The sequence below is a fragment of the Pseudundibacterium arcticum genome (genome assembly GCF_042646465.1).
GTDB lineage: Bacteria > Pseudomonadota > Gammaproteobacteria > Burkholderiales > Burkholderiaceae_D > Undibacterium_A > Undibacterium_A arcticum.
Map to the genome: position 1 here is coordinate 48,806 of NZ_JBHRTP010000051.1, position 25,853 is coordinate 74,658.

General features: G+C 59.0%; 21 protein-coding genes. 15 read left to right on the forward strand and 6 right to left on the reverse strand.

Features of this window, described 5'->3' with window-relative positions; genetic code table 11:
* Positions 1–9: 9 nt before the first annotated feature.
* The 4 genes from acnA to ACFOFO_RS15880 form a co-directional block, all read right to left on the reverse strand.
* Positions 10–2,727 (reverse strand): aconitate hydratase AcnA, encoded by a 2,718-nt coding sequence (gene acnA / locus ACFOFO_RS15865; RefSeq protein WP_390324005.1) that lies wholly within the window; start codon positions 2,725–2,727, stop codon positions 10–12.
* Between the two features lie 90 nt (positions 2,728–2,817).
* Positions 2,818–3,270, reverse strand: coding sequence for a hypothetical protein (locus ACFOFO_RS15870; RefSeq protein WP_390324007.1), 453 nt, complete (start codon positions 3,268–3,270; stop codon positions 2,818–2,820).
* A gap of 135 nt (positions 3,271–3,405) precedes the next feature.
* Positions 3,406–4,368 carry an HpcH/HpaI aldolase/citrate lyase family protein gene (locus ACFOFO_RS15875; RefSeq protein ID WP_390324009.1) on the reverse strand — a complete coding sequence of 321 codons (963 nt, stop codon included), beginning with the start codon at positions 4,366–4,368 and terminating at the stop codon, positions 3,406–3,408.
* Between the two features lie 163 nt (positions 4,369–4,531).
* Entirely contained in the window at positions 4,532–5,521 is a 990-nt protein-coding gene (locus ACFOFO_RS15880; protein ID WP_390331993.1) for a malate dehydrogenase, read from the reverse strand.
* 273 nt (positions 5,522–5,794) lie between these two features.
* Between ACFOFO_RS15880 and ACFOFO_RS15885 the strand changes: the two genes are divergently transcribed.
* From ACFOFO_RS15885 to ACFOFO_RS15940, 12 genes are all read left to right on the forward strand, one after another.
* A complete protein-coding gene (locus tag ACFOFO_RS15885; protein WP_390331995.1) occupies positions 5,795–6,586 on the forward strand; it encodes a GntR family transcriptional regulator in 792 nt (263 codons plus the stop codon).
* 138 nt (positions 6,587–6,724) lie between these two features.
* A complete protein-coding gene (gene sdhC, locus ACFOFO_RS15890; protein WP_390324011.1) occupies positions 6,725–7,147 on the forward strand; it encodes a succinate dehydrogenase, cytochrome b556 subunit in 423 nt (140 codons plus the stop codon).
* Complete coding sequence (gene sdhD / locus ACFOFO_RS15895; protein WP_390331996.1) at positions 7,148–7,513, forward strand: succinate dehydrogenase, hydrophobic membrane anchor protein; 366 nt, start codon at positions 7,148–7,150, stop codon at positions 7,511–7,513.
* 2 nt (positions 7,514–7,515) lie between these two features.
* On the forward strand, positions 7,516–9,294 hold the full coding sequence (sdhA, locus tag ACFOFO_RS15900) for a succinate dehydrogenase flavoprotein subunit (protein WP_390324013.1): 1,779 nt from the start codon (positions 7,516–7,518) through the stop codon (positions 9,292–9,294).
* Between the two features lie 9 nt (positions 9,295–9,303).
* The gene (locus tag ACFOFO_RS15905; RefSeq protein ID WP_390324014.1) at positions 9,304–10,014 is read left to right on the forward strand and encodes a succinate dehydrogenase iron-sulfur subunit; all 711 of its coding nucleotides are present in this window, start codon (positions 9,304–9,306) and stop codon (positions 10,012–10,014) included.
* Positions 10,015–10,180: 166 nt separating this feature from the next.
* A complete protein-coding gene (locus ACFOFO_RS15910) occupies positions 10,181–10,450 on the forward strand; it encodes an FAD assembly factor SdhE (RefSeq protein WP_390324016.1) in 270 nt (89 codons plus the stop codon).
* A gap of 106 nt (positions 10,451–10,556) precedes the next feature.
* On the forward strand, positions 10,557–11,861 hold the full coding sequence (gltA, locus tag ACFOFO_RS15915; RefSeq protein WP_390324018.1) for a citrate synthase: 1,305 nt from the start codon (positions 10,557–10,559) through the stop codon (positions 11,859–11,861).
* A gap of 264 nt (positions 11,862–12,125) precedes the next feature.
* On the forward strand, positions 12,126–14,981 hold the full coding sequence (locus ACFOFO_RS15920) for a 2-oxoglutarate dehydrogenase E1 component (protein ID WP_390331997.1): 2,856 nt from the start codon (positions 12,126–12,128) through the stop codon (positions 14,979–14,981).
* A 60-nt stretch (positions 14,982–15,041) separates the two neighbouring features.
* Complete coding sequence (gene odhB / locus ACFOFO_RS15925; protein WP_390331998.1) at positions 15,042–16,307, forward strand: 2-oxoglutarate dehydrogenase complex dihydrolipoyllysine-residue succinyltransferase; 1,266 nt, start codon at positions 15,042–15,044, stop codon at positions 16,305–16,307.
* 258 nt (positions 16,308–16,565) lie between these two features.
* Positions 16,566–17,993, forward strand: a complete 1,428-nt coding sequence (gene lpdA / locus ACFOFO_RS15930; RefSeq protein WP_390324021.1) for a dihydrolipoyl dehydrogenase — start codon at positions 16,566–16,568, stop codon at positions 17,991–17,993.
* A 144-nt stretch (positions 17,994–18,137) separates the two neighbouring features.
* Positions 18,138–19,235 (forward strand): cell division protein ZapE, encoded by a 1,098-nt coding sequence (zapE, locus tag ACFOFO_RS15935; protein ID WP_390324023.1) that lies wholly within the window; start codon positions 18,138–18,140, stop codon positions 19,233–19,235.
* Between the two features lie 46 nt (positions 19,236–19,281).
* Positions 19,282–20,184 (forward strand): hypothetical protein, encoded by a 903-nt coding sequence (locus ACFOFO_RS15940; RefSeq protein WP_390331999.1) that lies wholly within the window; start codon positions 19,282–19,284, stop codon positions 20,182–20,184.
* A gap of 210 nt (positions 20,185–20,394) precedes the next feature.
* Here the strand turns inward: ACFOFO_RS15940 and ACFOFO_RS15945 are convergent, their stop codons facing one another.
* A complete protein-coding gene (locus ACFOFO_RS15945; protein ID WP_390332001.1) occupies positions 20,395–21,198 on the reverse strand; it encodes a PP2C family protein-serine/threonine phosphatase in 804 nt (267 codons plus the stop codon).
* 313 nt (positions 21,199–21,511) lie between these two features.
* On the opposite strand from ACFOFO_RS15945, the gene ACFOFO_RS15950 reads away from it, so the two are divergent.
* Together ACFOFO_RS15950 and ACFOFO_RS15955 are read left to right on the forward strand one after the other, a co-directional pair.
* Positions 21,512–21,712, forward strand: coding sequence for a YdcH family protein (locus tag ACFOFO_RS15950; protein WP_390324031.1), 201 nt, complete (start codon positions 21,512–21,514; stop codon positions 21,710–21,712).
* A 168-nt stretch (positions 21,713–21,880) separates the two neighbouring features.
* Positions 21,881–23,914 (forward strand): ATP-dependent DNA helicase, encoded by a 2,034-nt coding sequence (locus tag ACFOFO_RS15955; protein ID WP_390332002.1) that lies wholly within the window; start codon positions 21,881–21,883, stop codon positions 23,912–23,914.
* Positions 23,915–24,314: 400 nt separating this feature from the next.
* Here ACFOFO_RS15955 and ACFOFO_RS15960 read toward each other — a convergent pair whose 3' ends face one another.
* Entirely contained in the window at positions 24,315–24,497 is a 183-nt protein-coding gene (locus tag ACFOFO_RS15960; RefSeq protein ID WP_390324034.1) for a hypothetical protein, read from the reverse strand.
* 50 nt (positions 24,498–24,547) lie between these two features.
* On the opposite strand from ACFOFO_RS15960, the gene ACFOFO_RS15965 reads away from it, so the two are divergent.
* Positions 24,548–25,624, forward strand: coding sequence for a porin (locus ACFOFO_RS15965; RefSeq protein WP_390324036.1), 1,077 nt, complete (start codon positions 24,548–24,550; stop codon positions 25,622–25,624).
* Positions 25,625–25,853 lie beyond the last annotated feature (229 nt).

The following is a 25,853-nucleotide window of genomic DNA, read 5'->3' on the forward strand; positions in this document are numbered from 1 at the left end:
GCGCGATCATCAGGCGGCGAGCAGCTGACGCAGCACGAACGGCAGAATCCCGCCGTGCTTGTAGTAGTCGACTTCGATCGGGGTATCGATGCGCAGCTTGAGCTTGACTTCCTGACTTTGGCCGTTGCTGCGATGAATCACCAGCGTGACGTCCTGCTGCGGCTTGATGTCACCCTCGATGCCTTTCAGGTCGAAGGTTTCATCACCCTTGATGCCAAGCGTCTCGACGCTGTCGTCGCCAAGAAATTGCAGCGGCAACACGCCCATGCCGACCAGATTGGAGCGGTGGATGCGTTCGAACGAACGGGTGATCACCGCCTTGACGCCCAGCAACTGGGTACCCTTGGCGGCCCAGTCGCGCGACGAGCCGGTACCGTACTCTTCGCCGCCGAATACCATGGTCGGCACGCCATCGTTGACGTAGCGCATCGCGGCGTCATAGATCGACATTTCTTCGCCGGACGGCTGGTGGATCGTGATGCCGCCTTCGACGCTGGAGCCGTCGGCCGTCAGCGGGATCATGCGGTTCTTGATACGCACGTTGGCAAAGGTGCCGCGCATCATGATCTCGTGATTGCCGCGGCGCGAGCCGTAGGAGTTGAAGTCGGCCTTCAGCACGCCGTTTTCAGTCAGCCATTTACCGGCCGGGCTGGATTCCTTGATCGAACCGGCCGGCGAGATGTGGTCGGTGGTGATCGAATCGCCGAACACGCCCAGTGCGCGCGCAGCGACGATACCGGTGGCGGGTGGTTTCGGCTGCATCGTGAAGCCGTCAAAGAATGGCGGCTCGGCGATGTAGGTCGACGCTGGCCAGTTGTAGACCTGGCCCGAGACGCTGGTCACCTTTTCCCACAGCTTGCCCGGATCGCCTTTGACGTCCGCGTAGTTATCCTTGAAGGTCTTGGCATTCAACGCATGCTTCATCAGCTTGCCGATTTCCTTGCTGGTCGGCCAGATGTCGCCGAGGAAAATGTCCTTGCCCTTGACGCGGCCCACCGGCTCGGTCATCAGATCCTTGGTCATGTTGCCGGCGATCGCATAGGCGACCACCAGCGGTGGCGATGCCAGGAAGTTGGAGCGGATGTTCGGATGGATACGCGCTTCGAAGTTGCGATTGCCCGACAGCACGGCCGAGGCCACGATGTCGTTCTTGGTGATCGCTTCATTCATCGCCGGCGTCAGGTCGCCGGCATTGCCGATACAGGTGGTGCAGCCGTAGGCGGTGACGCCGAAGCCGAGTTTCTCGAGGTAGGGCAGGAGACCCGCTGCTTCGAGGTACTCGGTCACGACGCGCGATCCCGGCGCCAGCGAGGTCTTGATGTGCGGCGATACCTTGAGACCGGCTTCGACCGCTTTCTTGGCCAGCAGGCCGGCGGCCAGCATCACACTCGGGTTGGAGGTGTTGGTGCAGGAGGTGATCGCGGCGATCAGGACGTCGCCGTTCCTGACCGAGACGCCATCGGCATTTTGGTAGACCGCATCGAGATCTTCCGGCTTTTTGTTGAAGCCGTTTTCCGAGGTCGGCTTGGCGAACAGCTCGGCGAAATTGGCCTTGACGTGACCGATTTCAATCCGGTCCTGCGGACGCTTCGGACCGGCCAGCGACGGTGCGACGCTGCCAAGGTCGAGTGCCACCACCTTGGTGTAATCGATGTCGCCCGATTTCGGGATGCCGAACAGCTTTTGCGCCTTGAAATAGGTTTCGAAGGCGGTGATTTCGGCCTTGCTGCGGCCGGTGCCCTTGAGGTAGTCGATGGTGGCTTCATCGACCGGGAAAAAGCCCATGGTGGCGCCGTATTCCGGTGCCATGTTGGCGATCGTGGCGCGGTCGGTCAGCGACAACGATTCGGTGCCTTCACCGAAGAATTCAACGAACTTGCCGACTACTTTTTCCTTGCGCAGCATTTCGGTGATCGTCAATACCAGATCGGTCGCGGTCACGCCTTCGCGCAACGCCCCGGTCAGGTTGACGCCGACCACGTCCGGTGTCAGGAAGTAGACCGGCTGACCCAGCATGCCGGCTTCGGCTTCGATGCCGCCGACGCCCCAGCCGACCACGCCGATACCGTTGATCATGGTGGTGTGCGAGTCGGTACCGACCAGCGTGTCAGGGTAGTAGATGTCGCCTTTCTTGGAGGCAGCCTTGTGCACGCCGCGCGCCAGGTATTCCAGATTGACCTGGTGCACGATGCCGAAGCCCGGCGGCACGACGCCGAAGGTGTCAAACGCCTGCATGCCCCATTTCATGAACTGGTAGCGCTCGTTATTGCGCGAAAATTCCAGTTTCATGTTCAGGTCGAGCGCTTTTTTCTCGCGGAAATGGTCGATCTGGATCGAGTGGTCAACCACCAGATCGACCGGCACCAGCGGCTCGATATTTTTCGGGTTCTTACCCATTTTGGACGCAACATTGCGCATCGCCGCCAGATCCGCCAGCAGCGGCACCCCGGTGAAGTCCTGCAATACCACGCGCGCCACCACGAACGGGATTTCATCGACGCGATCGGCGCACGGGCTCCAGTTCGCGAGCTGCCTGACATGCTCTTCGGTGACTTTCTTGCCGTCGCAATTGCGCAGTACCGATTCGAGCACGATACGGATCGACACCGGCAGGCGCGAGACGTTGACGCCTAGCGTTTTTTCCAGCGCGGGCAGCGAGTAGAACTTGCCCTTCCTGGTATCTGAAAGCTTGAAGTCCTTCAGTGTGTTCAATGTGTTGCGGGACATGGCCTCTCCTTGGTTTTCTTGGCAGCGGATAAAAAAATTACATCAGTTCTCTTGCATGGCGGATCGGGATACCGGTAAGTCGGTAGCCGCTCAGGATCCTGCTTTCATCTGTTCGGCGGTCTTGCAATCGTTGGCCAGCTGGTGCCCTTGTTTCGAGTCGAGCAGCATGCCCTTGGCTGGAATGCCGATCCAGACCAGGCCGTAGTGATGATTTTCAAAACGATTGGCGCCGGTGGTGGTGCCGACGCGGGTGAGACGGTGAATACGTTTGTGCCAGCGCAGTGCGACGTGCTTGTCGTCGTCGGCATTCTGGAAAATGGTCAGGCTATTGCCCAGCTCGCAGGTGTAATCGATGGTGGTGCTGCCTTTGGTATCCGGCTCGTCTTCTTCTTCGTTCGGCTCATGCGGTGCGGCCTTGGCCGGCGTCTTGTGCGCGGCCTTCTTGGTGCTCTTGGCTTGGGCTGGTTCGGCTGCGACTGCCGGTTGCGCGCACACGGCGATGCTGGCGGCGATCAGGACAGACAGGGATAGGGATTTGAACATGGGATTGGTCTCCGTTGGACTATGATTGAAGGTGTTGATGTCGGTGCGCCGGACTAACGGCCGACTTTGGGTAATTCAGCTTTGGGTAATTCAGCTTTGGGTGGTTCGTCATTCGATCAGTCAGCATTGGGTCAGTCATAACAGGGATGCCGCCGATTCCGGCAATGCCAGGCCACTGGCCTTGGCGCGCTGCAAAACTGTCCAATAATAGCGATAGCTGGCGCGATCATGCAAGCTGCCGTTGCGCTGGATCGGTGCCCACTGTACCGCTTGCGCCTCGGTCAGGATATGGGCGGCTTCATCGACTTCCGCACTTTGTGGCGCAAAGGCTTTGATGATCGGCTGTATTTGATCGGGATGGATGCTCCACATCCTGGTGTAACCGAACTCGGTCGCCGCCCGCAGTGCGTCGTTGGCGACCACAGCGCTGTCCCCGATGTCGGTCGTCACGTTATGCGACGGCACCTTGCCGTGCGCGTGGCAGGCGGCCGCAATCTCCAGTTTGGCGCGCGTCACCAGTGGATGCGTGAACTGGCCGGGGCTGCGCATGGCATTGGCCGGAATCGCGCCGTAGTGGGCAGAGACAAAATCCATGATGCCGAACGACAGGCATTCGACCTGGTCCAGTGCCGCGATCGCATCCACATCGCGCAGTGCGCCATGGGTTTCGATCAGCACGTGGATCGGTAGCTTGCGACTTGCGCTGTGGCGGTTGATGCGGTCGATCGCGTCCCTGGTTTGCGCGACGCCGTCAACTTTGGGCAGGACGACATAGGCGAGGCGGATCGCTGCCGACTGGCAGATCAGGGTGACATCCTGTTCGAAGAATGGGCTGGCGACGTCGTGGACTCGCACGCCGATCCGGTCGAAATGGTTGTCGGGGCTGTTGATCAGCTCTGCCACCAATTGTGCGTGGCGTTGCTCGTTGCCGGCGGCGGCGCCATCTTCGCAGTCGAAGGTGATGTCGAAGACCGGGCCAAGCTTTTGTTGCAAGGCCATCGATTTACGCATCAGCTTGTCAGAGCCGGCGTAATGATCGCAGACCGGTAAACTAACCGGAAACTGCGTGCCCTGGAATAAGACCTCGGTGGGATGCATTGATGCGTTTGGTACGTGATTGGTACGTGATTGGTGCGTGAATGTTGCGTATTGGGTGCTGAAAGAGTTGCCGAGTTGCGGGCGATTATGTAGGCCGGCGGCGCTGAGAATAATAGCGCCGCCGGCCCGACCTGGTTACAGCGTCTTGCTGCCGTCGGTCGCCTTAGCCGACCAGGTGTTTTACGCCTTCACGCTCTTCCGACAACTCGTTCAGGGTGATATTGATACGCTCTTGCGAGAACGCGTCGATTTCCAGACCCTGGACGATCTTGTACTCGCCATTCTCGGTGGTGACCGGGAAGCCGAACATCGTGTCTTTTGGAATGCTGTAGGAGCCGTCGGACGGGATCCCCATCGTGGTCCACTTGCCGTTGGTGCCGAGCAGCCAGTCATGCACATGATCGATCGCGGCATTGGCTGCCGAAGCAGCCGACGACAGGCCGCGCGCATCGATAATGGCGGCGCCGCGCTTGCCGACGGTCGGCAGGAATACGTCTTTGTTCCATGCGTCGTCGTTGATCATGTCCTTGACCGATTTGCCGTCGATGGTTGCATAGCGGTAGTCGGCGTACATGGTCGGCGAGTGATTGCCCCAGACGTACAGTTTTTCGATCGCAGTCACCGGCTTGCCGGTCTTGGCGGCGATTTGCGACAGTGCGCGGTTGTGGTCCAGACGCAGCATCGCGGTAAAGTTCTTGGCCGGCAGGTTTGGTGCCGATTTCATGGCGATGTAGGCGTTGGTGTTGGCAGGATTGCCGACTACCAGTACCTTGACATTGCGCGATGCAACCGCATCGAGCGCCTTGCCTTGCACCGTGAAAATCTGTGCATTGGCTTCCAGCAGATCCTTGCGCTCCATGCCAGGGCCGCGCGGACGGGCACCGACCAGCAATGCAACGTCGATATCCTTGAATGCGGTCATTGGATCGCTGTGGGCGCTCATGCCGGCCAGCAGCGGGAATGCGCAGTCGTCGATCTCCATCATCACGCCCTTCAGCGCCTTCTGGGCTTTTTCATCGGGAATTTCGAGCAATTGCAGGATGATCGGCTGGTCTTTGCCGAGCATGTCGCCATTGGCGATGCGGAACAGCAGGGAATAGCCGATCTGGCCGGCGGCGCCGGTGACGGCAACACGCATTGGTGCTTTAGCCATGTTGAATCTCCAAAGTGAAATGAAAACGATCTCGGAACTTAACGAATGTCTGTTCTGATAACCTGTAATGATACCTTTGAACCGCGGTCAAGTCAGCCTGATCGCTGCGGCACGCGACTGCTAAACTGAAGAGTGCGCCAAGTGTGAATGTTGTTCGCGAGTGTAGGCGGGCCGGATCGCCCTGTCAATGACTATCTTATGTCTTATATAAGACATATAACCAATCGCTTTTTTGCTAGACGGCAACGGGTGTTTTGTGGTGAAATCGCAGCTATGAGTTCTGTCCTGCCCAATCTGGTCAACAATGGTACCTCCGCCGCGGGTGGGGCAGCGTCCGTCGCTGGCGCCTCGCCGACATTTAGCCCGTTGTATCAGCAAATCAAGGTGCTCATAACGCAGAGCCTGCAATCTGGCGAGTGGAAGCCGGGCGAAATGATTCCAAGCGAAGTCGAACTGGCGGGCCGCTTCAAGGTCAGCCAGGGCACCGTGCGCAAGGCGATCGACGAGCTGTCCGCAGAGAACCTGGTGGTGCGGCGCCAGGGCAAGGGCACCTTTGTTGCGACGCATCACGAAGAGCGTGCCCAATTCCGTTTCCTGCGCCTGGTGCCTGACGAGGGCGAGCCGCACAATCCTGCCAATAAAATCATCGAAGTCAAGCGCTTGCGCGCGCCGGCCGAGGTCGCGCGCACGCTCGACATCAAATCCGCCGACTCCGTCGTGTTCATCAAGCGCGTCCAGTCGTTTGACGGCGCACCGACGATTCTCGAAGAGTTGTGGCTGCCGGGCGCGATCTTCAAGGGTCTGACCGCCGAGCGGCTGAACGACTACAAGGGGCCGATGTATGGCCTGTTTGAAACAGAGTTCGGGACGCGCATGATCCGCGCGACCGAAGCGATCCGGGCGCTGAGCGCCGACGCCGAGGCGGCCCAATTGCTCGGCATCGCGCCCGGTACGCCGCTGCTGAGTGTCGAGCGGGTGTCGTTTACCTATGGTGACAAGCCGGTCGAATTAAGGCGCGGCCTGTATCTGACCGCACAGCATCATTATCAGAATGAGTTGAGCTGAAGCGAGCCATGGATATGGGGCAAGTCCTATACAATGTGGGCCTGACTGATTGTTTACACTGCACAATTATTGGCTGTGCCGCACAAAAATCGGCGAAAATTGCATGATTTATTTTAGTTAGACTGGGGAGTTCCTGTTATGTCTGAAGCCGTAAAAGAAGTTGCCAAGAGCGACCGGCCGCAGTTCCGCAACATTCACGTTACGCAACTGGCGCATTATCGGCTGCCACTGGCGGGTCTGGTGTCGATTCTGCATCGCATCAGTGGCCTGTTCATGTTCCTGTTGTTGCCATTCATCCTGTTCCTGCTGGACCGGAGCCTGACCTCCGAAAGTACGTTCGAGTATTTCAGGATTCTTACCTCCGGCTGGTTCGTCAAGCTGGTCATCCTGGCGCTGAGCTGGTCCTATCTGCAGCATTTCTGCGCCGGCGTGCGCCACCTCGTGATGGACCTGCATATCGGTCTCGACAAGGACTCCGCGCGTCAATCGTCGGTCGTGGTGCTGGCCGTCAGCCTGGTGCTGACAGCGCTGGTCGGGTTGAAATTAATCGGAGCGTACTGAATGACAAATAACAATATCGGCCCCAAGCGCCTGGTCGTCGGCGCCCATTACGGCCTCAAGGACTGGCTGGCGCAGCGCATCACGGCGATCGTGATGGCGCTGTATACGATCGTTCTCCTTATCGCATTTTTGACCGGCAGCAATTTCAGCTATGACGGCTGGGCCGGGCTGTTCGCGCAGCAATGGTTCAAGATCATGACCTTCGTGGTCTTCGTCGCCTTGTTCTACCACGCCTGGGTTGGCGTGCGCGATATCTGGATGGACTATGTCAAGTCGGTATCGGTCCGGCTGGCATTGCAAGTTGCCACAATTTTGTGGCTGATCGCATGTGCCGGATGGGCGGTACAGATTTTGTGGAGAGTGTAAACGTGGCTGCAATCAAATCCACAATTCCTTCCCGTCGCTTCGACGCGGTGATCGTTGGCGCCGGCGGTTCCGGCATGCGTGCCTCGCTGCAATTGGCTGAGGCCGGTCTAAACGTCGCCGTACTGTCGAAAGTGTTCCCGACCCGCTCGCATACCGTTGCGGCGCAAGGCGGCATCGGCGCATCGCTCGGCAACATGTCGGAAGACAACTGGTTCTGGCACATGTTCGACACCGTCAAGGGCGGTGACTATCTGGGTGATCAGGACGCAATCGAATACATGTGCCGCGAAGCGCCGAAAGTCGTGTACGAGCTCGAACACTTCGGCATGCCGTTTGACCGCAACCCTGACGGCACGATTTACCAGCGTCCGTTCGGCGGCCACACCGCCAATTTCGGCGAAAAACCGGTGCAGCGCGCCTGCGCCGCGGCTGACCGTACCGGCCATGCACTGCTGCATACGCTGTATCAGCGCAATGTGCGCGCCAAGACCCATTTCTTCGTCGAATGGATGGCGATCGACCTGATTCGCGATCAGGATGGCGACATCCTCGGCGTCGTCGCGCTGGAAATGGAAACCGGCGAAGTGATGATGCTGGAAGCGAAGACCACCTTGTTCGCCACCGGCGGTGCAGGGCGCATCTTTGCCGCATCGACCAATGCCTTCATCAATACCGGCGACGGCATGGGCATGGCGGCGCGTGCCGGCCTGCCGCTGCAGGATATGGAATTCTGGCAGTTCCACCCGACCGGCGTATCCGGCGCCGGCGTGCTGATCACCGAAGGTGTGCGCGGTGAGGGCGGTATTCTGATCAACTCCAATGGCGAGCGCTTCATGGAGCGTTATGCGCCGACCCTGAAGGATCTGGCGCCGCGCGACTTCGTATCGCGCTCGATGGACCAGGAAATCAAGGAAGGCCGCGGTTGCGGCCCGAACAAGGATCACGTCCTGCTGGACCTGCGTCATATCGGCGCCGATACCATCAAGAAACGTCTGCCGTCGATTCTTGAAATCGGCCACAAGTTCGCCAACGTCGACGCGACCAAGGAACCGATCCCTGTGGTACCGACCATCCACTATCAGATGGGCGGTATTTCGACCAATATCCACGGTCAGGTGGTGGCGCCGAAGGATGGTCTCCAGAATCAAATCGTCAACGGCATGTACGCCATCGGCGAATGCGCTTGCGTCTCGGTGCATGGTGCCAATCGTCTTGGTACCAACTCGTTGTTGGACCTGCTGGTGTTCGGCCGGGCGGCCGGCAACCACATCGTCACCAGCAACCTGAAGATGCGCAGCCACAAGCCGTTGCCTGCCGATGCCGCCGATGTCGCGCTGTCGCGCCTGGCCAAGCTCGAATCGAGCACCGGTTCCGAGCGCGTACAGGACGTCGCCAACGCGATTCGTTCCACCATGCAGCAGTATTGCGGCGTGTTCCGCACCGACGAATTGCTGCAGACCGGAGCCCGGAAGATCATGGAACTGGACGAGCGTCGCAAGCATGTGTCGTTCAAGGACAAGTCCAAGGTGTTCAACACCGCGCGGGTAGAGGCACTGGAACTGGATAACCTGATCGAGACCGCCAAGGCGACCATCACGTCGGCTGTCGCCCGCAAGGAATCGCGTGGCGCGCATGCGCATCGCGACTATGAAAAGCGTGACGACGAAAACTGGATGAAGCATACGCTGTGGTTCTCGGAAGGCAACCGCCTCGACTACAAGCCGGTCAACACCAAGCCGTTGACTGTCGAAACCTTCAAGCCTAAAGCCCGTACTTTCTAAGGTAAGAACATGCCACGTACTCTCAAATTTCAAATCTACCGCTACGATCCGGACAAGGACGCCAAGCCCTACATGCAGGACCTGACAGTTGAACTGCAGGACACCGACAAGATGTTGCTCGACGCCTTGCAGCGCATCAAGGCCGATGTCGACGATTCGCTGGCCTTGCGCCGCTCCTGCCGCGAAGGCGTGTGCGGTTCCGACGCGATGAACATCAATGGCAAGAACGGTCTGGCCTGCACTACCAACCTGAATGAACTGACCCAGCCGATCGTGCTGCGGCCGTTGCCGGGCTTGCCGGTGATTCGCGACCTGATCGTCGACATGACGCAATTCTTCAAGCAATACGATTCGATCAAGCCGTTCCTGATCAACGACAGCATTCCGCCGGAAAAAGAGCGGCTGCAATCGCCGGCCGAACGCGAAGAGCTGGATGGTTTGTATGAGTGTATCCTGTGCGCGTGCTGCTCGACTTCCTGCCCATCGTTCTGGTGGAACCCGGACAAGTTCGTCGGCCCGGCCGGTTTGCTGCAGGCTTACCGCTTCATCGCCGACAGCCGCGACCAGGCGACCGGCGAGCGACTCGATAATCTGGAAGATCCATACCGGCTGTTCCGCTGCCATTCGATCATGAATTGCGTCGATGTTTGCCCAAAAGGATTGAACCCGAACAAGGCCATCGGCAAGATCAAGGAACTGATGATCCGTCGGACCGTGTAGTGTTGCCTCGGCGGAAGCGAACGACTTCCGCCTTATTTCATGCGACTCTCCAGTCTACAATGCATGGAGAGCCGCATGAAATAAGCGCATGAATCTGTGGCATTGGCTTTATTTCCACTGGCCTTGTATTCATTGGCATTACTTCATTGGCATTATTTCATTATTTATGTCCATCATTCATCAAGCCGATCCTGCCAACCGTGCCCGCCTGCGCTGGCGAGCACGCCGGGGTTTGCTGGAAAACGATCTGATCCTGACCCGGTTTCTGGATGTGCACGAAACCAGCCTGAATGACGCTGACGTGGACGCGCTGACGCGTTTGCTGGACCTGAGCGATAACCAGTTGATGGATTTGATACTGGCGCGCATCGAACCGGATGGGGAACTCGACCTGCCCCAGGTGCATGCGCTACTGGCGCGATTGCGAACGGCGTGATCCTGAAACCTGTGCATTGATACCGATTGATGGGGCCGCGGCCACGCTTGTTGACTTTCTGATTGCATTTTAACTTTCGCCTCACCCCTCCGAAGAAGGAAGAGTCATGAACAACTCTGAAACAAAAGCCACGCTGTCATTTTCCGATGGCACACCCTCAGTCGAATTCCCGATTTACAAAGGCACGGTGGGTCCGGACGTCATTGACATTCGCAAGCTGTACGGCGCTACCGGCAAGTTCACCTACGATCCGGGATTCATGTCGACCGCGGCTTGTAACTCGTCGATCACCTATATCGATGGCGACAAGGGTGAACTGCTGTATCGCGGTTATCCGATCGAAGATTTGGCAGTCAATTGCGATTTTCTAGAAACCTGCTACCTGCTGTTGAACGGCGAATTGCCGAACAAGACGCAAAAAGACACCTTCGTGACGACTGTGACCCAGCACACGATGGTGCATGAGCAAATGCAATTCTTCTTCCGCGGCTTCCGTCGCGACGCGCATCCGATGGCGGTGCTGGTCGGCACGGTCGGCGCGCTGTCGTCGTTCTACCATGATTCGCTCGATATTACCGACCCGCATCACCGCGAGGTATCGGCAATCCGGTTGATCGCGAAATTGCCGACGCTGGTCGCAATGGCCTACAAGTACAACCTCGGCCAGCCTTTCGTGTACCCGCGCAACGATCTGTCGTACAGCGCCAACTTCATGCGCATGATGTTCTCGAATCCGTGCGAAGAGTACAAGGTCAACGACGTGCTGGTGCGCGCACTTGACCGCATCCTGATCCTGCATGCCGATCACGAGCAGAACGCGTCGACCTCGACCGTGCGCCTGGCTGGCTCGTCCGGTGCCAATCCGTTCGCCTGTATCGCTGCCGGTATCGCTTGCCTGTGGGGGCCGGCCCACGGTGGCGCCAATGAAGCGGCACTGAACATGCTCAAGGAAATCGGCAGCGTCGACAAGATTCCTGAGTTCATCGCGAAAGTGAAAGACAAGAACTCCGGCGTCAAGCTGATGGGCTTCGGTCATCGCGTCTACAAGAACTTCGACCCGCGCGCCAAGCTGATGCGCGAAACCTGCTATGAAGTGCTGGACGAGTTGGGCCTGCAGGACGATCCGCTGTTCAAGCTGGCGATGGCATTGGAGAAGATTGCGCTGGAAGATGAGTACTTCGTATCGCGCAAGTTGTACCCGAACGTCGACTTTTATTCCGGCATCGTGCAGTCCGCGCTTGGCATCCCGGTATCGCTGTTCACCGGTATCTTCGCGATGGCCCGTACCGTCGGCTGGATCGCCCAGTGGAATGAAATGATTTCAGATCCGGAACAAAAAATCGGTCGGCCGCGCCAGTTGTTCGTTGGGTCACCAACCCGCGCCGTGCCTCCGATGAAAGACCGGAAATAATCGAGAGTAACAATGCAAGCGAGCCTGGACGGCTCGCTTTTTTTTTGATCTGTTTCTCCGATCGCGTGGTGCAAGTGTGATCGAAATCAGTTCGATTACCCTAGCCAGGTATGCTATGCTACCGCACCAAGGTAATACATAGATACACAGGTCTTTGAGTCCTTCCCCACAACTTGATGTGCAATCCGCTAACCGGTCAGGCCGTGTCGCGGAAGGTTAGATTAACCCGCTAATCTCGCGAAACGCGAAGAAAGGTGAGCAAAAATGATGCAAGAATACAGCGCCAACTCTTATCTGTTTGGGGGTAATGCACCGTACGTTGAAGAACTGTACGAGTCTTACCTCGACAATCCCGGCTCGGTTCCCGACAACTGGCGCGCCTATTTTGACGCGATGCAAAACGTTCCTGCCGTCGATGGCTCGAACAAGCCGGACGTCGCCCACGCTTCCGTCATCGCCTCGTTCGCCGAGCGCGCCAAACAGGGCCCAATCCGCACCGTAACCGCATCCGGCGATGTCGAGATGGGGCGCAAGCGCGTTGCCGTGACACAACTGATCGCTGCCTACCGTTTCCTCGGCAGCCATTGGGCCAACCTCGATCCACTGCAGCGCCAGGAACGTCCCAGCCTTCCTGAACTGGAGCCCGGTTTTTACGGCTTCAGCGATGCCGATATGGAAACCGTGTTCAATATCAGCAATACCTATTTCGGCGCGGAAACAGCAACCCTGCGCGATTTGCTGAACGCGCTGCGCGATACCTATTGCCGCGCGATCGGTGCCGAATTCATGTACATCAGCGACCCGACCGAAAAGCGCTGGTTGCAGGAAAAACTGGAATCGATCCGTTCCACCCCAAATTTTAGCGCCGAAAAGAAAACCCATATCCTCGATCGCCTGACTGCGGCCGAGGGTCTCGAGCGCTATCTGCATACCAGATACGTCGGACAGAAGCGTTTTTCTCTGGAAGGCAGTGAAAGTTTTATCGCCTCGATGGATGAAACCATTCAACGTGCCGGTGAGCATGGCGTGCAGGAAATCGTGATCGGCATGGCGCATCGCGGCCGTCTGAACGTGCTGGTCAATACGCTTGGCAAGACGCCGCAGGACCTGTTCGAAGAATTCGAAGGCAAGCACGGTGATGATCTGCCGGCCGGCGACGTCAAGTATCACCAGGGTTTCTCAAGCGATATTTCGACCGCCGGTGGTCCAGTGCATCTGTCGCTGGCATTCAACCCGTCCCACCTTGAAATCGTCAATCCGGTGGTGGAAGGTTCGGTCAAGGCCCGCATGGAACGGCGCGGTGACAAGGATGGCGCGCAAGTGCTGCCGATCCTGGTGCATGGCGATGCCGCATTTGCAGGGCAGGGCGTGGTGATGGAGACCCTGAATCTGGCGCAAACACGCGGTTATGGTACCGGCGGTACGATGCATATCGTGATCAACAACCAGATCGGCTTTACCACTTCCGATCCGCGCGATTCGCGCTCGACCTTGTACTGCTCGGACGTGGTCAAGATGATCGAAGCACCGGTGCTGCATGTCAACGGCGATGATCCGGAAGCAGTCGTGCTGGCGACCCAAATTGCACTCGATTACCGCCTTCAGTTCAAGAAAGATGTGGTGGTCGACATCATCTGTTATCGCAAACTGGGCCACAACGAGCAGGATACGCCGGCGCTGACCCAGCCGCTGATGTACAAGAAGATCGCCCAGCATCCGGGCACCCGCAAGCTGTATGCCGACAAGCTGGCGGCACAAGGCACGATCGCGGCCACGGCTGGCGATGAAATGGTGAAGGCGTTCCGCGCCGCGATGGATGCCGGCAAGCATACGGTTGATCCAGTCATCTCCGACTTCAAGAACAAGTACGCGGTTGATTGGCTGCCTTTCCTGAATCGCAAATGGACCGACGCCGCCGATACAGCGGTGCCAATGACCGAGTTGAAGCGTCTGGCCGGCAGCATCACGACCGTACCGGAAAATTTCAAGGTGCATGCACTGGTCGAAAAAGTGCTGGCGGACCGTGCCGCAATGGGCCGCGGTGAATCGAATCTGGACTGGGGCATGGGCGAGCATATGGCGTACGCGTCGCTGCTGTCGTCCGGTTACGCGATCCGCATCACCGGTCAGGATGCCGGGCGCGGCACTTTCGTCCATCGGCATGCCGTGCTGCATGATCAAAACCGTGAGCGCTGGGATGCCGGAACGTATATCCCGCTGCAGAACGTGTCTGACAAGCAAGCGCCGTTTAGGATCATCGACTCGGTGTTGTCTGAAGAGGCGGTGCTGGCATTCGAATACGGTTATTCAACGGCCGAGCCTAACACCCTGACCATCTGGGAAGCGCAATTCGGCGATTTCGCCAACGGTGCGCAGGTCGTGATCGACCAGTTCATCAGCTCGGGCGAAGTCAAATGGGGCCGCGCCTCGGGCCTCGTGATGATGCTGCCGCACGGTTATGAAGGCCAAGGGCCGGAACACTCATCGGCACGCCCAGAGCGCTTCCTACAGTTGTGCGCGGACAACAACATGCAGGTGGTACAGCCGACTAACGCCGCGCAGATATTCCATCTGCTGCGGCGCCAGATGATTCGCATGTTCCGCAAGCCGCTGGTGATTCTGACGCCGAAGTCGCTACTGCGCAACAAGGATGCCGGCTCGCTGCTGTCGGAACTGGCCAAGGGTTCTTTCCAGACCGTGATCGGCGAAGTCGATGAGAAAATCGATCCGAAGAAGGTCAAGCGCGTGCTGGCCTGCTCCGGCAAGATTTACTACGATCTGGTCAATGCGCGCAAGGAGCGCGCTCAAAGCGATGTCGCGATCATTCGGGTCGAGCAGTTGTATCCATTCCCGCACAAGGCGTTCGCTGGCGAGCTGAAGAAATTCCCGAATCTGGCGGAATTGATCTGGACCCAGGACGAGCCGCAGAATCAGGGCCCATGGTTCCAGATTCAGCACAATATTTTTGAGAACCTCGAAGACGGCCAGAAGCTCGCGTACTCCGGACGACCAGCCAGCGCATCACCGGCGGTAGGCTACTACGATAAGCACTACGCGCAGCAGAAGGCGTTGATCGAAACCGCGTTTTCAAAACTCAAAGGTTTTGTCCTAACCAAATAAAGACCCGACGGCGCACCAGAAGCTGGTGCGCCGCTCGAACCACCCGAAACGGAGAGTTACATGGCAATTATTGAAGTCAAAGTTCCGCAGCTGTCGGAATCCGTCGCGGAAGCGACCCTGTTGCAATGGCATAAAAAAATCGGCGAAGCCGTTGAGCGCGATGAAAACCTGATCGATATCGAAACCGACAAGGTCGTGCTCGAATTGCCGGCGCCGAGCGCGGGCGTGATTACCCAAATTCTCAAGAGCGATGGCGGCATGGTCGTGGCCGGCGAGGTGATTGCGGTCATCGACACCGAAGGCGCGGCCAAGGTCAGCCCGATGGAAGTGTCGAGCGTACCGGCGGCGCAAGCGGCCGCGCCGGCTGCCGCGGCACCGGCTGCCGCCGTTGCTGGCCCTGCCGGCGTGGCAATGCCGGCCGCAGCCAAGATGCTGGCCGAGAACAACATGTCAGCCGCTCAGGTCAGCGGTACCGGCCGCGACGGCCGCGTCATCAAGGGCGACGTGATCAATGCGCTGCAGGGCAAAGCCGCACCGGCGGTCGCTCCGCTGGCAGCACCGGCAGCCAAGCCGACACTACAGCTAGTAGCCGCCCCAGCCGCGCCAGCTGCGCCGAATCTCGGCGATCGTCCGGAAGAGCGGGTGCCGATGAGCCGTCTGCGCGCCCGTATCGCCGAACGTCTGCTGCAATCGCAATCGACCAACGCGATCCTGACCACCTTCAATGAAGTCAATATGCAGCCGGTCATGGACCTGCGTACCAAGTACAAGGATAAATTTGAAAAAGAGCATGGCGTCAAGCTCGGCTTCATGTCCTTCTTCGTGAAGGCTGCAGTCGCGGCTTTGAAAAAGTATCCGATCATCAATGCGTCGGTCGACGGTAACGACATCGTCTACCACGGCTACTTCGACATCGGTATCGCGGTTGGTTCGCCACGCGGCCTGGTGGTGCCGATTCTGCGTAATGCCGATCAAATGTCGATCGCCGAGATCGAAAAGAAAATCGGCGAATTCGGCGCCAAGGCCAAAGAAGGCAAGCTGACGCTGGACGACCTGACTGGCGGCACGTTCTCGATCTCGAACGGCGGCACCTTCGGTTCGATGCTGTCGACGCCGATCATCAATCCGCCGCAAGCAGCGATCCTGGGCGTGCATGCGACCAAGGACCGCGCAGTGGTTGAAAACGGCCAGATCGTGATCCGCCCGATGAACTACCTCGCCATGTCCTACGACCACCGCATCATCGACGGCCGCGAAGCGGTGCTCGGCCTGGTGGCGATGAAGGAAGCGCTGGAAGATCCGGCGCGCCTGTTGCTCGATCTGTAACAAGCAAGTCGCACCGTCGATGGCCCCGCGCCCAGTCGCGGCGGCTTAGGAAGCTGTCGGACTTACGGCTCGGCGCCCCCGGAGAATCGGCTGCTAAAGTCTCTGAACGGTACAGTGTCACCGGCTTTTTGGTCAATAGCTCGCTATTGACACTGCAAATCCGGCAAAATCTGTCCTCGTTCAGCGTGTTTTCGCTTCGATTCCGTAAGTCCGACAGCCTCCTAGGCGGTGTGTTCCGAATAGTCAAATAGGTTAGATATGTCGAAAAATTTTGATGTGGTCGTCATCGGCGGTGGTCCCGGCGGATATGTCGCCGCGATCCGCGCCGCACAGTTGGGCTTCTCGGTAGCCTGTATCGATGAATGGAAAGATGGCAAGGGCGGCCCGGCATTGGGCGGCACCTGCACCAACATCGGTTGCATCCCGTCCAAGGCATTGCTGCAATCGTCCGAGCATTACGAACACGCCGGCCATACGTTCGCCGAACACGGTATCGATGTGAAGGGCTTGAGCCTGAATCTGGACCAGATGCAGAAACGCAAGGCCAACATCGTCAAGCAGAACAATGACGGCGTGCTGTATTTGTTCAAGAAAAACAAGGTCAGCTTTTTCCATGGCCGCGGCTCGTTTGCCGCCGCCGATGCGAATGGCTACCAGATCAAGGTGACAGGTGCGGCCGAAGACACCATCGGCGCCAAGCACGTGATCGTCGCGACCGGCTCGAATGCACGCCCGCTGCCTGGCGCCGACTTCGATGAAAAGCTGATTCTGTCGAACGACGGCGCGCTGGCGGTCGGCGCGGTGCCGAAGAAGCTGGGCGTGATCGGTGCCGGCGTCATCGGTCTGGAAATGGGTAGCGTCTGGCGTCGTCTCGGCGCCGATGTCATCGTGTTGGAAGCCTTGCCGGTATTCCTCGGTGCGGTCGATCAGCAGATCGCCAAAGAAGCGCACAAGCTGTTCACTAAACAGGGTCTGGCGATCAGTCTCGGCGTCAAGATCAATGCCGTCACTGCAGGCAAGAAAGACGTTACCGTCGAGTATACCGACGACAAGGGCACCGCGCAAACAGCGGTGTTCGACAAGCTGATCGTATCGATTGGCCGGGTGCCGAACACCATCGGCCTGAGCGGCGAAGCGGTCGGTCTGAAGCTTGACGAGCGCGGCTTTGTCGCGGTCGACGCCGACTGCAAGACCAATCTGCCGAACGTATGGGCGATCGGCGACGTGGTGCGCGGCCCGATGCTGGCGCACAAGGCGGAAGAAGAAGGCGTTGCAGTGGCCGAGCGTATCGCCGGCCAGCATGGTCACGTCAACTTCAACACGATTCCATGGGTGATTTACACCTCGCCCGAAATCTCCTGGGTCGGCCAGACCGAGCAGCAGTTGAAAGAGCAGGGCGTTGCCTACAAGGTCGGCACTTTCCCGTTCATGGCAAACGGTCGTGCCCGTGCGCTGGGTGATACCTCGGGCATGGTCAAATTTTTGGCCGATGCCAACAGCGATGAAATCCTGGGGGTGCATATCGTCGGCCCAATGGCGTCCGAACTGATCGCTGAAGCGGTGGTCGCAATGGAATTTCGCGCTTCGTCGGAAGACATCGCGCGGATCTGTCACGCCCATCCGTCGCTGTCCGAAGCCACCAAGGAAGCCGCGCTGGCGGTCGACAAACGTTCCCTGAACTTCTAAGGGGGCGCGCGCCTGCCGGTTCCAATGCATCTCGTCCGCCACGGACGGCACGCGATGGGACCGGCAGGCGGTAATTCACCGCCAATCCCCGGCCTCATGCGATTTGCTGGTTAATCGCGCCAGACGCGGATCGAACTCACCAAGATGAATGTCCAACAGTTTTACGAGCATGCGCTGGCTGCGCGCGACTATCGGTCCGATGCGGCGCAGTTGCGGGCGGTGGCGCGTCTGCAGCAGTCTTATGACGATTGGGTTGCGTTCAAGGCCCGGCGTTCGAGCACCTTCAAGCGCCTGATCAACCGGCCCGATGTACCGCGTGGCGTCTACCTGTGGGGTGGCGTCGGGCGCGGCAAATCGTTCCTGATGGACAGTTTCTATTCAGTCGTGCCGGTGGTGCGCAAGACCCGTCTGCATTTTCATGAATTCATGCGTGGCGTACATCGCCAACTCGACGATCTGAAAGGCGTGGCCGACCCGCTCGACGAGGTGGCGCGGCGGATCGCAAAAAAATACCGGTTGATCTGCTTCGATGAGTTTCACGTGTCCGATATCGCGGACGCGATGATTCTGTACAACCTGCTTAAAGCCCTGTTTGAAAACGGGGTGTCGTTTGTAATGACCTCCAATTACGTGCCGGATGCACTGTATCCGGACGGCTTGCACCGCGACCGCATGCTGCCCACGATTGCCTTGCTGAAGGACAAGCTCGATATCCTGAACGTCGATGCCGGGCTGGATTATCGCAAGCGGGCGCTGGAACAGGTCGAATCCTACTTGACGCCGTTGAGCGCCAAGACCGACCACGCATTGCGCAGTGCTTTTGCCAAGGTGGCCGAGACCGCCGATGAAGACCAGCACATCTTGATCGAAACCCGCGAGATCAAGTCGCTGCGGCGCGCCGGCGGCGTGATCTGGTTCGATTTTGCGACCCTGTGCGGCGGGCCGCGCTCGCAAAACGATTACCTGGAAATCGCCAGCCGTTTCCACACCGTGATCCTGTCCGGCATCCCCGCGATGTCGGCCGCGATGTCATCCGAAGCGCGCCGCTTCACCTGGCTGATCGATGTGTTCTACGACCACAAGGTAAAATTGATCATGTCGGCCGAAGTCGCGCCGCAGGATTTATATCCGCAAGGCACGCTGTCCAATGAATTTCACCGTACCGTGTCGCGCATCATTGAAATGCAATCGCGCGAATACATGGAAGCTGAACGCCGTGTCGTGGCGGACGCGATCGCCTGAGGGGCAGGGCTCTGCCCCGTCGTCAATTTGCTAGGGAACTGAATACGTGAATCCGAATTTCTCCGTGCGGCAGTATTGCCTTCGCCATCACGATCGCCGAGGTTGGCTTGCGTCGTTGCGATCGAGCGCGTGGCTGGCGCTGCTCATCGGTTGCGCGCCAGTGTTTGCGCAAGATGGCACCGGCACTGGCACCGGATATGCGACCGCCGCGTCAAAGTCCGACGTCGCGAGCGCAGTATCGGCGCTGGTCCAGCGCTATCCGACCGCCACCATCGGCACGGTCGAGACGGCCGACCAGGCCTTGAGCGAGGTCGCGACTGTGCGTGCCGCGGTCGATAGCCGTTTTACTGAAGACCAGCGGCTCTGCTTGTCCAAATTTTTTGTCGCGTCCTGTGTCGAGGATGCGAAGGAACGGCGGCGCCACGCGCTGGCACAGGTGCGCCCGATTGAAGTCCAAGCCAATCAGTTCAAGCGGCGTGCCGTCGTGATCGAGCGCGATCAGGCGCTGGCGGACAAGCGCGCCGAAGAACTGCGCGATGCACCGCAGCGGGCCGCGCAGCAGCACGAATATGAACATACTGCAGCCGAAAAGGCCCAGGACCGTGCGCAACGGGCGGCCGACGTGGAGGCCAGTGACAAGCTGCACGCGACCGATGCCGCACAACGCGAGGCCGCGCATCAGACCAAGCTGGGCAGCGTTCAGGCCAAGCAAGCCGCTACGGCGCAAAAGCGCGCGGACAATGCCGCCGCCTTTGAAAGGAAGCGGCTGGAGTCGGCAGCGCGTCAGCGTGAGATCGCCATCAAGAAGGCTGACAAGGACCGGCAACGCGCCAGCAAGACCTCAGTGCCGCCAGCCGGAGCGCCGGCCGCCAGTGCGCCGGCCGCTGGAGCGCCGGCCGCCGGAACGCCGGCCGCCGTCATTCCGGCCTCGGTGCGGGCTCAGCCGTAAGAATATACTGGCGAGGATGAATGCCAATTCCGCAAATGTAATCAGCGGATTATCGGCATACTCCTTGTTTTCTGGTTGAATGTGGTGAAATCACAGGGCGCGCAAGCGGCGGCTGAGATCGCTTGGCGGACGCGCTTGAAGCATCGATGAGTGGCGGTCGGGCGCGTTTCGGTTCCACACCGGTTCGGATGGCGGGAATTGGTAGTTCGATTACACCGCGCGCCGCATCTTTTGTACCGTATAGTTTTTCTCTTCCTTCGGCGGTGCCACCATCTTCACGATCGCCAGCGTGCAGTTGTCGCCCTGACCGGCGGCGCGTTCGGCAACCTTGCGGATCAACATTTCCGACGCCTGGCGCGGCGTATTTGCGGCCAGCGCGGCGCCCAGTTCGTCGTTGGTGAAATAATGCCAAAGACCGTCGGAACAGAGCAGGAATGCGTCGCCGGCCTTCAGGCCGTCGTAGCGGCCGATCGTGACGTAGGGCTCATTCATGGCGCTGCCGAGCACGTTGATCAGGATGTTCGATAGCCGGTGATTTTTGCCTTCGTCGCGCGTGATCTTGTTTTCGCTGACCAGTTTTTCCACATACGAATGGTCGATCGTGTGGTCGGCAAAATTGGGACCGCTGAAGCGGTACAGCCGCGAGTCGCCGACATGGGCCCAGACCGCGCTCTTTTCGGGCGTGATCACCAGCACTACCATGGTGCTGTGCGGCTCGTTCTTGGTCGCCATCGCGCTCAGCTTGATGATGGTATGGGTTTCCTGCGTGATCGTCTCTAGCAATTGCTCGACGGTGCTGTTCAGCGGCGAAAATTCGCTGAACAGTTGTTGGGCGGTGCGCACCACCTGTTCTGCGGCGATCGAGCCACCGCTGCGCCCACCCATGCCGTCGGCCAGCACCGCCATCATGTAGCCGGGCGCTCTTGCCGCCGCAAACAACGCGGTGCGGTCTTGTTGTTCCTGGCGGTTGCCGATATGCTGACCAGTTCCGGCTTCTATCTTGTATTGGCTCATACTTTGTGTGAATTAAACTGCGCTGGTTTGGCGTCTGTCGGACTTATGGCTCGGCGCCCCCGGAGAGTCGGCCGTTACAGGCTCTGAACGGTAGCGTCACCGGCTTTTTGCGCAATGGCGCGCTATTGACGCCGCAAATCCGGCAAAATCTGTCCACGCGCAGGACATTTTTCGCTTCGATTCCGCAAGTCCGACAGACTCCTGGATTAAACTGTGTACTAATAGTATTGCCGCTCGTAAATTATTGCACGCAGAAGCGGGCTTCTGCAGCAAAAGTGATTTTTTTTTTGCCCTTGATGCCACAAAAACAACCATGAATCATCTGCAAGACATACAGCGCCGCATTGTCGAACTGGAAGTCGAACATCGCGACCTGGATACGGTGATCGCCGCCGTGATGCTCGATAGCCGACACGATGAGTTGCAATTGCGCCGCCTGAAGAAGCGGAAATTGCAGCTGAAGGACCACGTAACATTGCTAAAAATGCAATTGGTGCCCGATGTTCCTGCCTAATTCCCTGATTGTGCCTGATGGCCTGATTTCGGGATTGCAGAATTAATCCGACCGATAATTCAAACCGATAAGCCAACCGCTCCGCACCCAGCGCCGCTGCATGCGCGATCATGCATGTTTATTACCCCGGTTTAGCCCTCCACGATTGCTCCCATTTTGACCGCCGACATTCCCGCATCATCAGAAGTATCCACCGCAGTTGCCCTAGACGCGCATGACGCCGATATCGATCGCCTGTTCGGCAGTGGCGGGCCGCTCGGTCCGGCGGTCGGCGGCTATCGGCCGCGTCAATCGCAGACCGAGATGGCGAAGGCGGTGGCGCGCGCGATCGCTGGCCAGACCACGCTGATGGCCGAAGCCGGCACCGGCACCGGCAAGACCTTTGCCTATCTGGTACCGGCGCTGCTGTGGGGCGGCAAGGTGATCGTGTCGACCGGCACCAAGAACCTGCAGGACCAGTTGTTTCTGCGCGACATTCCGACCGTGCGCCAGGCGCTCGGCGCACCGGTGTCGGTCGCGCTGCTGAAAGGCCGCGCCAACTATGTCTGCCATTTCCATCTGGAGCGTACGCTGCAGAACGGCCGGCTCACGTCGCGCGACGACGTCGGCCACCTGCGCGAGATTTCGCGCTTCACCAAGACCACGATGAGCGGCGACAAGGCCGAGCTGTCGAAGGTGCCCGAGAACGCACTGATCTGGAACCTGGTGACCTCGACCCGCGACACCTGCCTCGGCGCCGAATGCCAGTATTACCAGGACTGCTTCGTGATGAAGGCGCGCAAGGAAGCGCAGCAGGCCGATGTGGTGGTGGTCAATCATCATCTGTTCTTCGCCGATGTGGCATTGAAGGACACCGGCGTGGCCGAGTTGCTGCCGTCGGCCAATACCATCATCTTCGACGAGGCGCACCAGTTGCCAGACACCGCGACGCTGTTTTTTGGCCAGACCGTGTCGACCTCGCAGGTGCTCGAACTGTGCCGCGACGTGCTGGCCGAGGGGCTGTCGCATGCGCGCGACGGCGCCGAATGGGCCAAGGTCGTGACCCCGGTCGAGCGCGCCGCGCGCGATCTGCGGCTCGCGTTTCCGCAGGATATCGTGCGCCTGTCGGTCAACCAGATCGCACCGTCCAGCCCGTTCTTCCCGGCGCTGGAAAAGCTGAAGGACGAATTTCATGCGATGCTCGGCGTGCTGGAAAAGCAGGCCGAACGCGCCGAAACGCTAGAACAATGCCGCACCCGCGCGCTAGAGCTGGAGGCGCAGCTGGAGCGCTGGAGTGCCGGTGCAGTTGGCACACCCGCCGCCAAGCAGGACGCCAAGGGCGACGCGGTCGAATCGGTGTTGTGGGTCGAGGCGTTTTCATCGTCGCTGCAACTGCACCAGACGCCGTTGTCGATCGCGCCGATCTTCAACAAGCAGCGCGAAGGCGTGCCGCGCAGCTGGATCTTCACGTCGGCCACGCTGGCGGTCAAAAACGACTTCAACCATTTCGCGGCGCAGATGGGTTTGTGGGACGAACCGGCGCATTCCTGGCCCAGCCCGTTCAATTACGAGCAGCAAGGCCTGCTGTATGTGCCGACCAATCTGCCGCAACCAAATTCCTCCGAATACACCGATGCGGTGCTGGACGCCGCGCTGCCGGTGATCGAAGCGGCTGGCGGGCGCGCCTTCTTGCTGTGCACCACGATCCGCGCGGTCAAGCATGCGGCCGAGCGGCTGCGCGCGGAGTTTGAACAGCGCAAGCTGCCGTTTCCGTTGCTGGTGCAGGGTGAGGCCGGCCGTACCGAACTGCTCGATCGCTTCCGCGCCGCCGGCAACGCGGTACTGATCGGCAGCCAGAGTTTCTGGGAAGGGGTCGACGTGCGCGGCGACGCACTGTCGCTGGTCATCATCGACAAGCTGCCGTTCGCGCCGCCGGACGATCCGGTCCTCGCTGCGCGCATCGCGGTAATGGAAAAGAAGGGTTTGAACGGTTTCATGCATCATCAGCTGCCGGAGGCGATCATCAACCTGAAGCAGGGCGCCGGGCGCCTGATCCGCGACGGCAGCGATCGTGGGGTGTTGATGATCTGCGATCCGCGCCTGATTTCCAAGCCTTACGGCAAGCGCATCTGGCAGAGCCTGCCGCCGTTCAAGCGGACCCGTGAACTGCCGACGGTGCAGGCATTTTTCGCGGCGCCGGCACCGGAAGCAGATCCTTCCTGAGCGATTTTGGCGGGAGTTGAATCAAAAATGCGGCACCGCCGCTTGATTTTGCTACGCCTTGAAAAAAGATTGCACCAAATATATATTTGATGCCCCGCCGGGGTGCAGACCGGGTCTAGATCCGCGCTTGAGGCGCCGTCATCGCGCGTCGGTCCGCTTTCCAGTGATTCCACGGGGAAACATTTCCCGATTTCATCACGCTGTCACATTGCGCGAGGATCATGCGAGCGCAGTCTGGCCTTGTCCTAGGCTGACGTACGCGGCCTGAATTCCGATTCGCTTGAAAAATAATCGAAGCGAATTCATGTTGCAAATTCATGTTGCAAATTCATGTCATACCCGGAACATTGACCTCGGTCAAGGTGATGAGATGACGTTGTTTCGTAAACTCGCAATCACTTTAATGGGCAACACCTGATCTGGATAATGCCAGCGCAGCATCCGGCGGTATTTGGTGGTGCAAGGCACTCTGGATCGTTTTTTGCTTATGCATATGCGGATTTATTAGTTCTCGCACCAAAACGTCGGTGTTAACCTGCTTGCTCTGCTGCAAGACGCAATATCCGGCCAGGGTGGTGGTCATTACCCGGGACCGGCGGATTTAAAAACAACTTACTATCAGGGAATACAATAATGAAGAAATCGCTAGTCGCAATCGCAGTTCTGGGTGCCTTCTCGGGCATCGCTTCGGCGCAATCGGCCGTCACTGTTTACGGCATCCTGGACGCCGGCATCGTCAATGAACGCGGCGGTGTTGCCGGTTCCGTTACTAAATTGACCAGCGGCGTGGCATCGGCCTCGCGCCTCGGCTTCAAGGGTAGCGAAGATCTCGGCGGCGGCTTGTCGGCCAATTTCTTGATCGAATCCGCAGTCAAGGTCGACACCGGCGAAACCGATGCCGCCGGCGTATTCAGCCGCCAGGCCTATGTCGGCCTGAAGAGCGCGGCAGCGGGCGCGCTGACGCTCGGCCGTCAATACACGCCGCTGTACAACACTGTCACGCAAGTGGCCGACCCGTTCGGCGCAGGTTATGCCGGCAGCGCCAAGAACCTGCTGCCGACCACCGGGTCCAACACCCGTACCAGCAACACCATCGTCTACACTTCGCCGAACTTCAGCGGTGTCACCGGCGAACTTGCATACAGCCTGGGTGAAGTGGCCAATTCCAATTCCGCCGGTCGCCAAATCGGCGCCGCAATCGGTTACGCCAACGGTCCGTTGAATGTTCGTCTGGCTTACAACAACCATAACAACGACACCGCCACCGTCAAGACCAACCAGATCGGTACCGACACGCTGCTGGCCGCCAACTACGACTTCGGCCCGGTCAAGGGCTATCTGGCGTTCGGTCGCGACAAGGGCACCAACAGCGCGGCCTTGCCGAACACGACCAATCCGTATGGCGCGCCGGCCACCGCGCTGCCGACGGCATCGACCGACAGCCGCGATCTGCTGGTCGGGGTCGCGGTACCGTTCGGTGCCAGCACCGTGCTGGCGTCGTACATTCGCAAGGACGACCGCACCGTGAATAACCAGGACGCCAACCAGTGGGCGATCGGTTACATCTACGCGTTGTCCAAGCGCACCAACCTGTATTCCTCGTACGCGCGGATCAGCAACAAGAACGGCGCTGGCTACACGGTGGGCAACAACACCGAAGTCGGCAGCGGTGACAAGGCGTTCAACCTGGGCATGCGCCACAGCTTCTAAGCCGTAGTCCCGTTAGCGGGCGCGTCCGCTAACGGGTTGTCGATCGGGGACTGCCGCGCTGCCGGTCGATGGCTTGGTCACGAAAAGATCCCGTTCGGAGTCATGCTCCGGACGGGATTTTTTACATGTTGACGGGAGTATGCGATGTTTTTCGCTAATTCCCATTGAATCTATTGCGGGCGGTTTCAATGTCCAAGTGCAACAAGACCAAGCTTATCTGCCCAGTATG

Bases quoted from the DNA above. Each gene is read 5' to 3' on its own strand.
- acnA (WP_390324005.1), bottom strand. From the start codon at position 2,727: ATGTCCCGCAACACATTGAACACACTGAAGGACTTCAAGCTTTCAGAT.
- sdhC (WP_390324011.1), top strand. From the start codon at position 6,725: ATGTCTGAAGCCGTAAAAGAAGTTGCCAAGAGCGACCGGCCGCAGTTC.
- sdhD (WP_390331996.1), top strand. From the start codon at position 7,148: ATGACAAATAACAATATCGGCCCCAAGCGCCTGGTCGTCGGCGCCCAT.
- ACFOFO_RS15885 (WP_390331995.1), top strand. From the start codon at position 5,795: ATGAGTTCTGTCCTGCCCAATCTGGTCAACAATGGTACCTCCGCCGCG.
- ACFOFO_RS15950 (WP_390324031.1), top strand. From the start codon at position 21,512: ATGAATCATCTGCAAGACATACAGCGCCGCATTGTCGAACTGGAAGTC.
- zapE (WP_390324023.1), top strand. From the start codon at position 18,138: ATGAATGTCCAACAGTTTTACGAGCATGCGCTGGCTGCGCGCGACTAT.
- ACFOFO_RS15910 (WP_390324016.1), top strand. From the start codon at position 10,181: ATGTCCATCATTCATCAAGCCGATCCTGCCAACCGTGCCCGCCTGCGC.
- ACFOFO_RS15945 (WP_390332001.1), bottom strand. From the start codon at position 21,198: ATGAGCCAATACAAGATAGAAGCCGGAACTGGTCAGCATATCGGCAAC.
- ACFOFO_RS15920 (WP_390331997.1), top strand. From the start codon at position 12,126: ATGATGCAAGAATACAGCGCCAACTCTTATCTGTTTGGGGGTAATGCA.
- ACFOFO_RS15905 (WP_390324014.1), top strand. From the start codon at position 9,304: ATGCCACGTACTCTCAAATTTCAAATCTACCGCTACGATCCGGACAAG.
- ACFOFO_RS15870 (WP_390324007.1), bottom strand. From the start codon at position 3,270: ATGTTCAAATCCCTATCCCTGTCTGTCCTGATCGCCGCCAGCATCGCC.
- ACFOFO_RS15880 (WP_390331993.1), bottom strand. From the start codon at position 5,521: ATGGCTAAAGCACCAATGCGTGTTGCCGTCACCGGCGCCGCCGGCCAG.
- gltA (WP_390324018.1), top strand. From the start codon at position 10,557: ATGAACAACTCTGAAACAAAAGCCACGCTGTCATTTTCCGATGGCACA.
- lpdA (WP_390324021.1), top strand. From the start codon at position 16,566: ATGTCGAAAAATTTTGATGTGGTCGTCATCGGCGGTGGTCCCGGCGGA.
- ACFOFO_RS15960 (WP_390324034.1), bottom strand. From the start codon at position 24,497: ATGACCACCACCCTGGCCGGATATTGCGTCTTGCAGCAGAGCAAGCAG.
- ACFOFO_RS15965 (WP_390324036.1), top strand. From the start codon at position 24,548: ATGAAGAAATCGCTAGTCGCAATCGCAGTTCTGGGTGCCTTCTCGGGC.
- odhB (WP_390331998.1), top strand. From the start codon at position 15,042: ATGGCAATTATTGAAGTCAAAGTTCCGCAGCTGTCGGAATCCGTCGCG.
- ACFOFO_RS15875 (WP_390324009.1), bottom strand. From the start codon at position 4,368: ATGCATCCCACCGAGGTCTTATTCCAGGGCACGCAGTTTCCGGTTAGT.